This is a genomic window from Noviherbaspirillum sp. (assembly GCF_036846085.1).
GTDB lineage: Bacteria > Pseudomonadota > Gammaproteobacteria > Burkholderiales > Burkholderiaceae_D > Noviherbaspirillum.
This window is the reverse complement of the sequence record NZ_DAIUCO010000122.1, coordinates 1-15,111: the sequence shown is the minus strand read 5'-3', so window position 1 is coordinate 15,111 and position 15,111 is coordinate 1. Positions and strand designations below refer to the sequence as shown.

Genomic DNA, 15,111 nt, shown 5'->3' with positions numbered 1-15,111 from the left:
GTGCCTGCGGTGCGGCGTCGTTTGAGCCATGCAGGACGCGGCAGTTTTCCCATCGGTTCATCATGCTGAACGCGAATGCCGACACCGAGCCGTCCGAAGTGAACGCGGGGACCGGAACCTGTCTTCCCGTCGGGTCGCGCGTGGCGGATTTCGAAATCGCCGGTGTGATAGGAGAAGGCGGCTTCGGCGTCGTATATCTCGCCTTCGATCACTCCCTGCAACGAACGGTGGCCATCAAGGAATACATGCCGGCCGCGTTTGCCCTGCGCGGTAGGGATTTCAGTGTCGTGCCTCGATCGGCGCGCGACAGCGAGACATTCACGACCGGCCTGAAAAGCTTCATCAATGAAGCGCGGCTTCTCGCCCAGTTCGATCATCCGGCGCTCATCAAGGTTTACCGGTTCTGGGAACAGAACGGGACTGCCTACATGGCGATGCGGTATTACGAAGGCCAGACCCTGAAGAGCGTCGTCCTCGAAAATCCTGCGCGAGTCACACAGGACTGGCTGAAAAGTCTGCTCAAGCCGATGCTCGAGGCGCTGGACGCACTCTATCGGGTCAACATCCTGCACCGTGACATATCGCCGGACAACATCATGATCCAGGCAAGCGGTGAAGCAGTGTTGCTGGACTTCGGTGCCGCACGCCAGATCATCGGCGACATGTCGCGTTCGCTCACCGTGATCTTGAAGCCGGGCTACGCACCGATCGAGCAATATGCCGATGATGCGAGCATGAGCCAGGGTCCGTGGACCGACATCTACTCCCTGTCGGCGGTGGTGTATCTGGCCATCGTGAAAAAGCCGCCGCCGACATCGGTGGCGCGCATGATCAAGGATCCGATTGAACGTCTCCAGGACGGAAACTTTCCCGGTTTCGACAAATCGTTCCTGGCAGCGATCGACGAAGGCCTTGCCGTCAAGCCGGAAGACAGGCCGCAATCCATTGATGCGTTCCGCCGGATGCTGGACCTGGAGCTTGTGCTCCCGATGCCGGTCGAGCCGCTGAGAAGCGCTATTCCGGCGAGGAACCCGCAACCGCCCAGGATCGACAGTTCTGCAAAGAGCCAGGCGGCCCAAAAACGTATCAAGCCTGTGCACGCAGCATTGGCCGCTGGTGTTATCGGACTTGTCGGGATCGGTGCTTACCTTGGCCTGCGCAGTATCCCGGGGTCACCGGATGTTCTCGCTGTTGCAAAGCAGCCTGCGTCACCCACAGCGCCAACGCCGGTCGCCGTAGTCGAGGCGAGTGCGCCGGTACAGCCGCCGGAACAAATCCTGGATGAGGAGACGGTGGCATGGGAGCTTCTCCAAAGTAATGACGATGCAAAAGCCGGTGATGTCGCGGGCTACATTGACAAATATCCTTCCGGAAAGTTTGCGCCGCAGGCGCGTGCCCGTCTTGCGGAATTGAACAGGCAGGAAGAGAGCGCGAAAGCCGCGAAGGTATCCGAGCCGGCTGTGGCTGCAGAGCCCAAGCCGGAAAAGCCGACCGGTGTCGTGCGGATCAACGTCAAGCCTTGGGGAAATGTTTTTGTGAACGGAGCAGCCAAAGGCGCTAGTCCCCCCTTGAAAACCCTGACTCTTCCAGAGGGGCAGTATCAGATCAAGGTGATCAATCCGTATTATCCGCCGTGGATCATCAACGTTGATGTACGCAAGAAATCGACATCGAACGTCGAACACGATTTTTACCGCGTCGAGCGGATCGAGTAGCGGCTGCCTGGTGAATCGAATGAATAAACATCAATCAATTTCGCCGAACGCTTATTGCGAAACAGCTTGATCGCGTTTGCCGGTCATACGCATCGCACCGTGCTCCAACCGTTCCCGCCACGAGCCCCTTTTATGAAGGCAAGCACTCCGGTGAAATAATGTTCGACATCTGCAATATCCTCCGGCTGCGGATTACCGGTTTGGGCCAGGCATGCGACCCGTATCGAGCCTATCCACAACAGTCACCACATTCTGTTCTCGGAAACATGCACCCAGGGATGTATCCGGGCGTCCCCTGTCGGCCGGTTTGAATCGGAAATCGACTCTGCAGGCCGATAACATCAAGCTGATCCCGAATCCTGGCCTGTAGTCTGATCTATACTGCATAAGGCGTTGAGAGCCTGATTCATCCCGGCTATCCGCTGCAGACACGCAATGATTTGCGAATGTCTTTAACCGACAGAAGCCATTCGGATGCTGTCGAATAGGGACCAAGGGTTGCGCGGGCGTCCTGTGCGATCCAGGGACACCAGGAACTGTGCCGCTGCGGCACCGAGCCGCGAAGGTGGGGTGATGGAAGATAACCGCATCAACATCCTGTTGATTGAGGATAATCCCGGCGATGCGCGCTTGATCGAGGTCATGCTCGCCGAATCCACGGCAATGAAATCCCATCTGGCATGGTGTGCGGATCTTGCTTCCGGCCTTGCCCATCTAACCAGCAATGTCATTGATATCCTTCTGCTCGATCTGGGGCTGCCGGAGTGCAGCGGCTTGGATACGCTCAAGGTCTTGCAGGCGGAACTTCCGAAAATCCCTGCCCTGGTAGTGTTAAGCGGTCTATTGGATGAGGATGTTGCACTGCGCGCCGTGCAATCCGGCGCGCAAGACTATCTGGTCAAGGGAAAAATCGATACCGCATTGCTTGTTCGCTCCATTCGCTATGCGCTTGAGCGCAATCAGACAGAAGAGGCACTGCGCGAGGCCCACGCGGAGTTGGAGAATCGCGTACAGGAGCGGACTGCCGAGCTGGCAAGTGCCGTCGCGGCACTCAAGGCGGAGATTGCCGAACGCAAATTGGCCGAAGAGCATATCCAGTATATGGCGCACTACGATGCATTGACCGGATTGCCGAATCGCGTGCTTCTGCAGGACCGCCTGGTCCAGGCGATCGCCCATGCATACCGCAAGAAGTCACAGGTCGCAGTCCTTTTCCTGGACCTCGACTATTTTAAGCACGTCAACGACTCGCTCGGTCATCAGATGGGTGACCGGCTGCTCAAGGCGGTTGCCGACCGCCTTCAGGAATGCCTGCGTGAAGGAGATAGTCTCTCCCGCTTGGGCGGCGATGAATTCGTGCTTTGCCTGACGATGCTGGCCGGCAGCATCGACGCCGCGTCCGTGGCAAAGAAGGTGCAGGACGAGCTGAATCGACCCTTTACGATCGATGGCAATCTGATGCATGTCAGTGCCAGCATCGGTATCAGTCTTTATCCGGATGATGGAAAGACTGCCGAAGCGTTGATGAGTGCCGCTGACACGGCGATGTGCCAGGCAAAGAAAATAGGCCGCAGGAACTACCAGTTTTTCACGCAGGCACTGAACAAGGCGGTGCAGGACCGCGTCGAACAGGAACAGCTGCTGCGCCTGGCGCTGCTGCGCGACGAGCTGGAGTTGCATTATCAGCCGCAGGTTGATCTGGAAAGCGGGGAGATATTCTCGGCCGAAGCACTGTTGCGCTGGTGCCAGCCTGGAAAGAGCGCCACGTCCTGTAGCACTTTCATCGCTGTTGCCGAAGAAACGGGCCTGATCCTCTCCCTGGGGGAATGGACATTGAGGCAGGCATGCCGCCAGCTCAAGCAGTGGCAGGATGCCGGCCATGTTTCAATGCGTGTTGCCGTGAATTTGTCCCCCCGCCAGTTTTATCAGGACGGATTCCAGCAAAACATCCGGGATATCGTTATTTCTTCTGGCGTCCTGCCTTCCACGGTGGACCTGGAGATTACGGAGGGTATCCTTCTCCAGCGCAACGAGGACAATCTCGCCAAGCTTCACCAGCTGAGTGAAATGGGAATCCAGCTGTCGGTGGACGACTTCGGGACGGGGTATTCAAGCCTGGCTTACCTGCAGCGATTTCCGGTTGACGGCCTGAAGATAGATCAGTCGTTCGTTCGTTCGATCAATCAGGATCCTGGTGCAACTGCGCTGGTGATCGCGATCATTTCCATGGCGCGCAGCCTGAATTTGAAGGTGCTGGCGGAAGGGGTGGAAACGGAAGAGCAAATCCGCTTCCTCAGGTCGCACGGATGCAGGTATGGGCAAGGTTTTTTCTACAGTAAGGCTGTGCCTGGAAACCAACTGCTGCAGTTGCTTTCCAACCAAAGTCGAAGGTCGGGTCGCTTGTGAACGCAGATTGGGCAGCGTTAAGTTGTGCTGCAACAGGATCTCGCCTGTGGTCCGATCGGTTTTTTCAGGGCGTCCAGGGGCGCCCTGGCCGATGTGCGTGCAGGGTGAGCAAAATGGCTCTTGAACGGATATCGCCTTCAACGGGATGCATTTTCCACACTGACGAAGAGGTGCAACATGGCCGCAACAACGACGGTCTACCCGATTGAAATATTGCTGGTGGAGGACAATCCCGGCGACGTGCGGCTGACCAGGGAAGCGCTGAAGGACGCGAAGGTGTCGAACACGCTGCACGTGGTTGAAGATGGCGTATCGGCGCTTGATTTTCTTTACCGGCGCCAGACATTTGCCAATGCGCCGAAGCCGGACCTGGTGTTGCTTGACCTGAACCTGCCTCGCAAGAATGGTCGCGAGGTTCTAGCGGAGATCAAGGCGGACAACAGGACCAGAATGATTCCCGTCGTCGTTCTGACGACCTCCCATGCGAAAGAGGATGTGCTGTGTGCTTATAACCTGCACGCTAACTGTTACATTGCCAAGCCTGTCGACTTTACCCAGTTTGCAATGATCGTCCGTACCATCGAAGATTTTTGGCTGACCGTCGTGACGCTGCCGCCGAAATGACGCGGCGAGTTGAGCGCAACGGCATGACTTGGTGAAGCCACCCGGCCGTCCGCGTTTGAGGCCGGGTCGTTTTCGCGGTCCCGGTACACGGAGGTCGTCGGCAGATTGGCGAGTCTTGCGGAGGCCAAGTTGATTCTATCGATCGCACGTCGCGGCGGGAATGGCGGAAACCATTGCAGATAGGTGGACATTGCCATGAATAGCCTTGGTTCCAAGGCTGGAATCAATCCAGCCGTTCTGATCGTCGATGACACACCGGCCAATATCGCCTTGCTGGCAGAGCATCTTGGCTCACGCGGTTTTGCTGTCATGGTCGCGCAGGATGGAGAAGAGGCGATCGAACGGGCACGATTTGCCCAGCCGGACCTGATCCTGCTTGACGTCATGATGCCCGGAATAGGGGGATTCGAGACTTGCCGGCGCCTGAAAATGAATCCGGAAACGCATGCCATCCCGGTGATTTTCATGACCGCTTTGAGCGACATTGCCGGAAAGGTAGCGGCATATGAGGCAGGTGCAGTCGATTACGTCACCAAGCCTTTCCATATCGACGAGGTATTCGCCCGGGTCAACGCGCATTTGGGATTGAGGGTCATGCAGCGCGAGCTCGAATCACAGAACCGCCAGTTGCAGCAGGAAATTGCCGTGCGTATGGCGGCCGAACAGGTCCTGGCAAAGAATACCGCGGAATTGGCACGCTCCAATGCCGAGTTGGAGCAACTTGCATATGTGGCATCCCACGACCTGCAGGAGCCTCTGCGCATGATCATCAGTTACCTGCAGCTGCTGGAGCGGCGCTACAAGGGCAAGATCGATGCCGACGCCACGGATTTCATCGAGTACGCAGTGGACGGCGCAAAACGCATGCAAAGATTAATTGACGACTTGCTGGCCTATTCTCATATTGGATCGGAGGCCAAGCCCCTGCAGCCGACCAGTTCGAAGGAACTGGTTGAAGATGCAATGCGGTCGCTGCGGGTCAGCATCGAGGAGTCGGGCGCGGAACTGATCTTCGGTACGCTGCCAACAGTGATGGGCGATGCAGCGCAGCTGACCCAGCTGTTCCAGAACCTGATTTCAAATGCGATCAAGTTTCGCCGTTGTGATCCGCCACATATTCATATCGATGCGCAGCAGGCGGGCGCCTTCTGGTGCTTTTCCGTAAAGGATGACGGCATCGGTATCGCACCGGAATATTATGAGCGAATCTTCTTGATGTTCCAGCGCTTGCATGGACGCAGTGCTTATCCCGGGACCGGCATCGGTTTGGCGCTGTGCAAGCGCATCGTCGAGCAGCATGGCGGGCGCGTTTGGGTCGAGTCAGTTCCGGGAGAGGGGTCGGTATTCAAATTCACGCTTCCGAAGTCGACGACCGAGTGAACCTGCATGGCCAACTTCAGGCCCCCTCGATTGGTTTGATCGCTATTCATGCATGTGACGATGCCTGGGTCAGGACCATCGCCAACAGATAGTGGCAAGGCACTGACCGGGCAATACAGCGATGGATGCGCCGTTCGCCGAGCGAAGAATACGTAAATCGTCCCGCATCCGGTGCAGCACTTCCATCTCGTTCCCTGACGGCACCACCATGGGCGTCGCTTCCGGATACGTTTCTTCCAGCGCCATGGGAAGAAAGCCAGCAATGCATCAGCTACCATGCCCAGCCCGGCGGCAACGACCAGCCGGGTTGAGTCGCTTATCGCGGGCGGCACTCCCGCAGGCCTGTCTTTTCATCACCGTGCTTGGCACCATGCCGCCAAGGCACCAAAAATTGTTGCAGCAGTCCAGCCACGCAACCGTGGAATACGTGTGCGCACAACCAAGGCCTGTGCCGTGCACACCACCCAACCTTCGAATGCGCCGAGCAGGACCATGCCCATTGTCGATCCAATGGTTAACCGAGCACCGGCAGGCTCGCCAGGAGAGGCAGATAGCCAAAACCGGGCTGCGGCCACCGACCCGCAGCCCGACCAGCCCGCCAATACTGCCGGCTGCGATCCGGCTTCGCGGGAAGGCGTTGTCGGCGTGGCTCAAGGAGCTCATGAAGTCATTGGTCCGGATGGACTGCCATTGGTGTGATGACGGTCAAACTCCAACTATAGTGGTTTGCGTCCGCTGATCACTCGCAGTAAAACGACAACGATCGCAATGACCAGGAGCGCATGAATGAGACCGCCGGCAGTAACCGAGGTGCCAAGTCCGAGAAGCCATAAGAGGATCAGTACAACAGCAATGGTATAAAGCATTTTTTTCTTTCTGATTTTAAGAGGAAGCGGTCGTCTAATGACTGACTGCCGTTCATCGTTGCGAGCAGCTTGCCGCGATCCGCATCTGTGCCGTTTCAGGTATGTATGACGACGTAAGTATGCGCAAGAAAAACTGGATATATCGCTGCTTGTTCCCGATAGTGCATTTTGAACCGTGAGTGCCGTTTTATCGGTGCGTTGTCGCACACAACAAACCACGCCTGCGAAAAGAACCACTACCTGCCTGGCTTTACTTTATTGTCGGATAAAGCTGATGGCAAAATCCAATTTGTACCGCCGGCCTATGCGGGCGCTGGCGTGCAATTTGCGGCCATGTTACGTCCTCACTTCGCGCCAATATGCCAGCTATTGGCTCGGCGCGAAAACGCAAACTGACTCGCAACCTGCACACAACCACTTCACGTTCTGGTGAAATATCCGGGCTAGACCGCACAAAATTGATTGTTCGTTCGGTAGCGCACTGAAGCTTGCCGCATTACGGTACATGCTTCGGGCTGACTGAACGAAAGTTCACCATTTCGGATTCAGCGTAGATGTTCTGTGTTCTTTGTGTACTGCGGTTTCGGCCATGCTATGCGGCCTATTCGAAGCGCTCGATACTCACTTTGACGCACGAATCCATCCAGAACGCACGCGCTATCGGCGACTGATATGTCGCAGATCGAAGGCAAATTTTATTTCTCTTGAAAAGGCTTACCATGAAAAAATCGATTTTATTGCTGGCACTCGTCGGTTCTGTCACCCTTATGGCGTGTGAGCGCCGCGTAGAAACAGTTGCAGTGCCGGTCGCAGTACCGGTCGGCGTTCCCGGCCCGGCTGGTGCTGCTGGTGCGACTGGTGCCACTGGTGCGTCAGCTCCTGCTGGCGCAACAGGTGCGACCGGCGCAACCGGTTCGGCTGGTTATGACGGCGCCAACGGCGCAAGAGGCGCGACCGGTTCAACTGGCGCCACCGGTGCAACAGGCTCCACCGGTGCGACTGGCGCCATGGGTGAAACGTCCTATTCCGGTGCGACTGGTGCAACGGGTGCGACCGGCGCAACAGGTGCTACTGGAGCAACCGGCGCGCCGGGATACGACGGAGCAAAAGGTGATACCGGTGAGACGGGCAAAACTGGCAGCACAGTCGTCGTGGTTCCTGCTAAATAAGTCAGCAAGTCATGCCACGTTTAATTTCGTGGCTGTCTGCATCGCTAGCAAGGCGAGCAAGCTAGCGATGCAGAACTCCAGAGGGCCGTGTTCAGACAGTTTTGCACCATGGTTGACCGGCCAAACGGTCGGTAGCCCTTAATAAGACGCAGAAAGCACCAGATAGTTGACATTGGCCACCAATGAAATACTGTTTTGCTGCCGCACCGAACGACGCGCTGATCGAGTCGCTGAAGTCCAACATCCGGGACGTGCAAGCAGCGGGCAACATCATGCGTTCGCCGACGCGGATTCATGCCTGCATAGAGTGAAGGTACGCATGTGATCCGCCCGCCGGAGCACTATGAAAAACTGTCGCCTATCCTGCATGTGCTGCCGTTGCAACTGCTGGCGAATCACATGCCGCGGGCGCTTGGACGAATGTGGAAAAGCCGCAAAATCCGGCCATGTCGGTGATGGTAGAGTAAAGCCAAGGTACAAATTCTCTTTGTGTGGCGAAACAATACGTCACCCCATCGCCTATGTCTTTCGTCGTTGTTCATGGAGCCGCGTCGAAACGCGATGCTTGCCATGTCCTTTTATCGGACCTTAACCTGGTGTGGTGAGCGGTATGATAGTGCGGATCCTCCAGCTGGTTCGCTTCTACTGATCCCTCTTCGGTAAATAGTCTCGATTTATGCGAGAACAGTCGGAACGGATGACAAAGCAGCGGGCGGAACATGCTGGGACGATATCACGCAATAAAAGCAAGAAAATCGCGTACTTACTGAAGCAGCAAGACGGCGAATGCGCAAGCGAGGTTCTTTCACTGAAAGAAGACAAACGACAGACTAATCTGTCTGAGTTGAGCCGCCTGAAGCAATTGCAGGAAGAGATGCGATGCTCAGTAAACCGGTGTTCAATTTGATCCTGGACAAGGCCATGCTGCAAGGCATTGTGCGGCGCAAGCTCTGATGCCTGCACACAGGCGTGAAGAGCAGTACGACGTGCCGTACCGATTCGGAGCAAATCGGAGCCAGGCGTGCCAGGTGATGATAATCGTATGCTCGCTGTATCGCTATTGCTCCGATGCCGCGTATCAGGCACCAAGAATTGTGCCCATCAGGGAAGCCGCTGCGGTATGCATCCGGTATCAATGCCAGCGGATCCATGCGCTGCTAAGGAGGGACGGTCGGCAAATCAACAGCGTGGCAGCACAAATGGAATCAAAGCAGACAACGTCCAGATTCGTTTATCAGAGCACGGATTGCTGGGTGTATGAGCCGGGCCTGCAGCTGGCATCCCAGCGGCCGGACAAGACAGCGAGCAATGCTCACTTCGACGCTTTGAATAGACGGCTGCGGCAGGAGTGTCTAAACCGCATTGGTTCGGGTCTTTGCACGATGCGCGGAGCAGGATTGCGGACCGGTGGCGGATGAATGGAGGAAGGGGGCGCTGCGGTGCACTGGACTGGCTTACACCGGACTCACCCGTAAGCACGGAGCAGAACAGGAATGTAGAACAGGAATCTAAGGCCACACAACAAAGGAGTCGAAAAACTTGACCTTAGCCCGGCACGACTTCCGAAGGAGGTCAGGACTACCCTTGGCGAACAGATCAAGCATGCCGTGAGCCTGTCATTGAAACCAAAATGGTATTGGCTTACAGCAGAGTACGCCCGCTGTAAGCCGCAAACAGAAAGCCGCTTACTTGACGCGCATGTCGTTCTTGACCGACTTCACGCCGGCGACACTGCGCGTAATCTCGACGGCCTTCGTGACATCGGACTGCGACGATACAAAGCCGCTTAACTGAACCGTGCCCTTGAATGTCTCGACGTTGATCTCACGTGACTTCAAAACCGGCTCCTGGAATATTGCTGCCTTGACCTTGGATGTGATGACCGTGTCATCGACATATTCGGCCGTGCCTTCAGTTTTTGAAGTGGATGCGCATCCGGCTACGGCAATCATCAGGACGGAAAATAGCACTGTTGCGAAGCGTTTGGAATTGTTCATGTCGGTGTTTCCTTATAAGTGAAAAAGATGCTTCGAAATCAAAGATTTGGTTGCGAGGCATTGCTGCGTTAAAAACCAGAAATTATTTGCCGTACATCGTGTTGGCGAACGAAAGACAGCTGTCCTTCGCTGTGCCGGCGGACGCATCGCATTTTTCGACCGCGACCTGATGGTGAGCGTCGCGCTTGTCGTCCGCGGCATCGGCCCGTGCAGTGGCAACTTTGTTGTCCGCCTTTGCATCGGCAAGGACCTCGATCTTTGCTGCCTTGCCCGCCTTGACGCAGACGTCCTTGTCGTTGCCGGTCTGACTGCCGCATTTGGCAATCGCGACGTCATAATCGGCATTGGCAATAGCTTTGCGGGCGCTCGTCCAGGCGCTTAGGCTGTCTTCATGGCTCGACCTGGCGTCGGCTTCGATACGAACGCGGGCGGCTTTTGCCTCTGCCACGCATACCTTCTTCGGATTTCCGGTCACGGCGTTGCATTTGTCGCTCGCCACCTTGTAGCCGGCTGCCGCATGCTCCTTGGCCGCTGCATATGCTGCCTTTCCTTCCGCAGTGGCGGCTGACGAGACGGTGGTATATCCAATGGATGCCGTGCTGATCAGCATCGTGGCGATAAGTCTTTTCATTATGTCCTCGTAATTGGTGAAGCAATCAGGCTGGCAGCGGACCGCAAGCAATCAGAACGTACCGCTTTTTTTCAGATATTTCTGGAACGACCTGATCTGCATGTCTGCCTCGATCGGGCCGACGCCATAAGCTTCCTGAATCCGGGCGGCGAGTTGTTCACGGTTTCCCGCAATGGCATCGAGATGATCGATTGTCAGTTTTCCCCATTGCGCTTTTACCTGGCCTATGTAATGCAGCCAGTTTCCCTCGATGACATCCCAATTCATTCTGATCTCCATGGTTGGCGGATTCAAAGCGAGAGGCTCGCGCCGCCGTGTTCTTGGTGGATAGGCAGGAGAAGGAGGACCCTGGCCTATTCGGTTCGCATGCACATCGTCGAAGTGTTATTTCATCGCTGCATCGACATTCAAACTTTACGTTGATCCTGATATGGCATCGGTGCGGTAAACCACATTCGGCAAACTATTCATTGCGCAAACAAAGTACTTCTCAGGCACGCAGGACACTTGTCGACGCGGACGGAGTACTCAGAAAGCAAAGCCGCCCGCCTTGGTCCGTATTCGTGGCGCGATTCGTAGGCTGCGGTGCATAGAGCCGGTCAGGCCGACAATGCCGATAAGGGTAGCCAACGCTCCGCGGACTTGCTTGTTTATGTCGTTCTTTTCTGTTTCATCCGGTATACAGCGTTAAAAGCTTCTAACAGAACGCCACGGCGTCGTTGTGTCACTTTGCATAACAGAAGCCGCTGCTCTGGGATGACCTGTCTAGCCGAAGGCTGCTACGGTATCGCTTCGTTGATTTCTACAGGCGCTTTGTCAATTTCCTGCTTGATGCGATTGTCGATGCTCTGCGTCGTCTGTTCCGTTTGCTGACGCTCAGATCGCAAAATGCGCTTGCAGCGGGTGCGAATGTTCGCTGGCACACAGACCCGCAGCGTCAGCTGGCCTATCTTCGGATTCACGGCGCATGATGAGTCGATGGGACATCAGTACCATTCGAATCAACCAACAGGGAACAACAATGAAAACCACAAAAACTATATTGGCCAGCGCGCTTGCCATATCTGCGCTGATGCCCTTGCTGATCACCCCAGGCATGGCGTTTGCCCAGCAGTATGGTGCGACACAGGGCACGCCTCGCATTGAAGGCTTTCATGTCGATGAAGTGAAGCGCATGCGCCCTGGCGCCGAACTGAATTTTGATCTCTACGGCACGCCGGGCGGGTCGGCCGCCTTGCGTATTGATGGTGCAACCCGCAATGTGCCGATGGTCGAAACAGAAGCCGGCCACTATGAAGGTACCTACATCGTCAGCAGCCGCGACAAGATTGCGGCGCGGAGCCCGGTGACGGCGAATCTGCGTGTCGGTAACCAGGTCGCCAGCACGGTGCTGAACGAATCGCTGCAAATCGGCGTCGGATATCACGCCGCGAAGGCCGTGCCGAGCCCGCAATTAAAGATCGAGCGCTTTAATGTCGAGCCGGTCGCCGATCTCGGTGGCGGCAATGACTTGCAGTTTTCAATGGCCGGCACACCAGGTGCGAAAGCGGACCTTGTCATCAATGGCGTGAAAGCCAAAGTATTCATGCCGGAAGTAAGCCGCGGCGAGTACGCGACGACATACACCATCAGGAGCAGCGACCGGATCGGGCGCAACAGCGTCGTGACGGCCAACCTGCGCATGGGCGACCGGGTTACCAGCGCCACGCTCGGCAAGCCACTTCAATTTGCTGCAGCGCCGGCGCCAGTAGCGCGCATCTGCTACAACTGCGGCACGGTGGAGGCGGTCAACCTGATTGAGGTCAAGGGTGAAGGCAGTTATCTCGGTACCATCGGCGGCGGTGTCGTCGGCGCCCTTCTGGGTAGCCAGGTGGGTGGCGGCAGCGGCCGTACGGCGGCGCAGATCGCCGGCGCGGTCGGCGGCGCGTATGCCGGCAATATGATCGAGGGCAAAGTGCGCAACACGACCCACTACGAGATCGTCGTTCGGCTGCAAAACTGCACCACACAGATGGTGCCCTTTGCGACCGATCCCGGCTATCGGGTTGGCGAGAAGGTGAAAGTCGATGCCGGCGTCATGACACGCACATCATGAACAGGCGGGGCGCAGGCCGGGACGTTCTTCGTATGAGAATCCTTCGCTTCGTCTGCATCGCCGGTCTGGCGCTGCTAACGGGTGCCTGCGCGGCGCTGCCTGAAGTGCGGTATCTAAACACGTCGCTGGTAGCGCCTTCCAACCCCACCGTAACCGATGCACGCGGTGACCTCAGCGCAAAAAAATCGAGGTCCCTGCTCAAACAGCGCTGGCGCAATTCGCATACCGATATCGCCGCGCTGGCCGCCCTTGAGGAGGCCGCCACCGGCAGTCCACTGATTGCCGGCAACAAGGTCAGCCTGCTGTACGACGGCCCGCAGACCATGGCGGCGATGATCGACGCCATCAGCCATGCCACCAACCACATCAACCTCGAAACCTACATTTTCGATCAGGACGAACTCGGCATCCGTTTCGCCGACCTGCTGATCGAACGGCAGCGCGCCGGCGTGCAGGTCAATGTGATCTATGACAGCGTTGGCACGCTCGGCACGCCGGACGCATTCTTTGACAAGATGCGCGATGCCGGTATCCGCCTGCTCGCGTTCAATCCGGTCAATCCGCTCAAACTGATCGGGCCGTGGACGCCGAACAACAGGGACCACCGGAAAATCCTGGTGGTCGACGGTGTTGTTGCCTTTACCGGCGGCGTCAATATCAGTGCCACGTATTCCACTAGCTCGATGTTTCGTTCGAAAGGCAGGCACGACGCGAAGCTAGGCTGGCGCGATACGCATATCAAGATCGAAGGGCCGGCGGTAGCGGCACTGCAGTGGGTGTTCCTGAGTAACTGGGCGAAGCGGAATTCTCCCGATCTTCCCGACAGCCAGTTTTTCCCGCCTTTGAAAGAGGAGGGTGACAAACTGGTGCGTGTGCTGGCGAGCGAACCCGGCGGCGATCACGATATCTATAAGGCATACATCCTGGCAATCCAGGAGGCCAGGCATGCGGTGCATATCACCAGTGCCTATTTCGTGCCGGACGCGGCGATTCTCCATGCGCTGAAGGAAGCGGCACAGCGCGGTGTCGATGTAAAGATCATTTTGCCGGGCGTGACCGATAGCGGACTTGTATTCCACGCCGCGCATTCGTTCTATGAAGAAATGCTCGAGAGCGGGATCAGAATCTATCAATTGCAGATAGCGGTGCTGCATGCCAAGACGGCGGTGATCGATTCAATGTGGGCGACGGTGGGATCGACGAACATCGATACGCGCAGTTTTTTGCACAACAGCGAAATCAATGTCGTCATTCTGGGTACGGAATTCGGCCTGGCAATGGAAAGCGCGTTTGCGGAGGATTTGCGCAACTCGGTGGAAATCACGGCCGACAGTTGGCAGACCCGCCCATCGATTGATCGGCTCAAGGAATGGACCGCGCGTGGATTGGCTTACTGGCTGTGATTTCAACCGCCATTCCAGCAGTAATGCCTTTGTAACCTCGGCAGTAGTGCACCTTGCAACATTGGCTTTATGCGCCGATTCCGTCATGAAAGAGAAGCCATGAAAAAGCAATTCCAGTCTCGAACAAGTAGCGGCATCCGCTGTCTGCTAGCCATTACTGCCCTCAGCATCAGCTGCGGCGCGGTTGCGGCGGAAGCGAATCCCGTGGCGGCGCTGCGCGCAAAACGCGCATTGCTGGAACAACCGCTTCGACAGAATCAGTTCGACCAGCCGCTGGTCCTCGAATCCGTGGAAACAGCCAACGGCTTGAAAGGCGATATCTACGCGATCCTCGACCACCCGATCACGGCGGTCAGCGCCGGCTTGAGTGATCCGGCGCATTGGTGTGACATCATGCTGTTGCATATCAACACCAAATATTGCCGTGCTGCGGGCAAAGCCTCCGCGACAAGCCTGGAGGTGAACATCGGAAAGAAGACTCCTGAAGAATTGAGCGAATCAACGCGCGTGACATTTGGTTATCGGGTCACTGCGGCTACGCCCGATTATCTCGAAGTCTTGCTCGATGCTAGGGACGGGCCGCTGGGCACCAGCGACTATCGGATTCAACTCCAAGCCGCATCGCTTCCGAATGCTAAAACGTTTTTGCATCTGACCTATTCTTACTCGGTCAACTTTTCCGGCCGGCTCGCCATGCAAGCCTATCTCGCAACCGTCGGGCGGGGCAAGGTGGGCTTTACCGTGACGGGAAGCAGGCAGGACGGTCAGCCTGACCATATCGCCGGCGTGCGCGGTCTGGTGGAACGCAACACCATGCGCTACTAC

14 protein-coding genes are annotated in these 15,111 nt (G+C 56.7%); 8 read left to right on the top strand and 6 right to left on the bottom strand.

The features are described 5' to 3' along the window. The 4 genes from V7080_RS14945 to V7080_RS14930 form a co-directional block, all read left to right on the top strand. The coding region (locus V7080_RS14945) for a protein kinase domain-containing protein (RefSeq protein WP_334189188.1) at positions 1 to 1,715 on the top strand (1,715 nt) is incomplete at its 5' end. A gap of 573 nt (positions 1,716 to 2,288) precedes the next feature. Beyond that, positions 2,289 to 4,121: a two-component system response regulator gene (locus V7080_RS14940; RefSeq protein ID WP_334189187.1), complete on the top strand. Its 1,833-nt coding sequence runs from the start codon at positions 2,289 to 2,291 to the stop codon at positions 4,119 to 4,121. Between the two features lie 177 nt (positions 4,122 to 4,298). After that, positions 4,299 to 4,745 (top strand): response regulator, encoded by a 447-nt coding sequence (locus V7080_RS14935; RefSeq protein ID WP_334189186.1) that lies wholly within the window; start codon positions 4,299 to 4,301, stop codon positions 4,743 to 4,745. A gap of 195 nt (positions 4,746 to 4,940) precedes the next feature. Further along, on the top strand, positions 4,941 to 6,125 hold the full coding sequence (locus V7080_RS14930) for a sensor histidine kinase (RefSeq protein ID WP_334189185.1): 1,185 nt from the start codon (positions 4,941 to 4,943) through the stop codon (positions 6,123 to 6,125). A gap of 69 nt (positions 6,126 to 6,194) precedes the next feature. Here V7080_RS14930 and V7080_RS14925 read toward each other — a convergent pair whose 3' ends face one another. Both V7080_RS14925 and V7080_RS14920 read right to left on the bottom strand, forming a co-directional pair. After that, positions 6,195 to 6,371 carry a hypothetical protein gene (locus V7080_RS14925; RefSeq protein ID WP_334189184.1) on the bottom strand — a complete coding sequence of 59 codons (177 nt, stop codon included), beginning with the start codon at positions 6,369 to 6,371 and terminating at the stop codon, positions 6,195 to 6,197. Between the two features lie 470 nt (positions 6,372 to 6,841). Continuing rightward, positions 6,842 to 6,991, bottom strand: coding sequence for a lmo0937 family membrane protein (locus V7080_RS14920; RefSeq protein ID WP_334189183.1), 150 nt, complete (start codon positions 6,989 to 6,991; stop codon positions 6,842 to 6,844). A gap of 719 nt (positions 6,992 to 7,710) precedes the next feature. Here V7080_RS14920 and V7080_RS14915 point away from each other — a divergent pair. Then, positions 7,711 to 8,160, top strand: coding sequence for a collagen-like protein (locus V7080_RS14915; protein ID WP_334189182.1), 450 nt, complete (start codon positions 7,711 to 7,713; stop codon positions 8,158 to 8,160). A gap of 1,685 nt (positions 8,161 to 9,845) precedes the next feature. On the opposite strand, the gene V7080_RS14910 is transcribed toward V7080_RS14915, so the two are convergent. The 4 genes from V7080_RS14910 to V7080_RS14895 all read right to left on the bottom strand — a co-directional run bounded on the left by V7080_RS14910 (position 9,846) and on the right by V7080_RS14895 (position 11,750). Beyond that, complete coding sequence (locus tag V7080_RS14910) at positions 9,846 to 10,157, bottom strand: BON domain-containing protein (protein WP_334189181.1); 312 nt, start codon at positions 10,155 to 10,157, stop codon at positions 9,846 to 9,848. Positions 10,158 to 10,239: 82 nt separating this feature from the next. Then, positions 10,240 to 10,788 (bottom strand): hypothetical protein, encoded by a 549-nt coding sequence (locus tag V7080_RS14905; protein WP_334189180.1) that lies wholly within the window; start codon positions 10,786 to 10,788, stop codon positions 10,240 to 10,242. Positions 10,789 to 10,839: 51 nt separating this feature from the next. After that, positions 10,840 to 11,055 (bottom strand): CsbD family protein, encoded by a 216-nt coding sequence (locus tag V7080_RS14900; protein ID WP_334189179.1) that lies wholly within the window; start codon positions 11,053 to 11,055, stop codon positions 10,840 to 10,842. A 512-nt stretch (positions 11,056 to 11,567) separates the two neighbouring features. Beyond that, the gene (locus V7080_RS14895; protein ID WP_334189178.1) at positions 11,568 to 11,750 is read right to left on the bottom strand and encodes a hypothetical protein; all 183 of its coding nucleotides are present in this window, start codon (positions 11,748 to 11,750) and stop codon (positions 11,568 to 11,570) included. 59 nt (positions 11,751 to 11,809) lie between these two features. Here V7080_RS14895 and V7080_RS14890 point away from each other — a divergent pair, with 59 nt between their 5' ends. The 3 genes from V7080_RS14890 to V7080_RS14880 form a co-directional block, all read left to right on the top strand. After that, positions 11,810 to 12,883 (top strand): glycine zipper 2TM domain-containing protein, encoded by a 1,074-nt coding sequence (locus tag V7080_RS14890; RefSeq protein WP_334189177.1) that lies wholly within the window; start codon positions 11,810 to 11,812, stop codon positions 12,881 to 12,883. A gap of 32 nt (positions 12,884 to 12,915) precedes the next feature. After that, positions 12,916 to 14,286, top strand: a complete 1,371-nt coding sequence (gene cls, locus V7080_RS14885) for a cardiolipin synthase (protein WP_334189176.1) — start codon at positions 12,916 to 12,918, stop codon at positions 14,284 to 14,286. 99 nt (positions 14,287 to 14,385) lie between these two features. Next, the coding region (locus V7080_RS14880; RefSeq protein ID WP_334189175.1) for a hypothetical protein at positions 14,386 to 15,111 on the top strand (726 nt) is incomplete at its 3' end.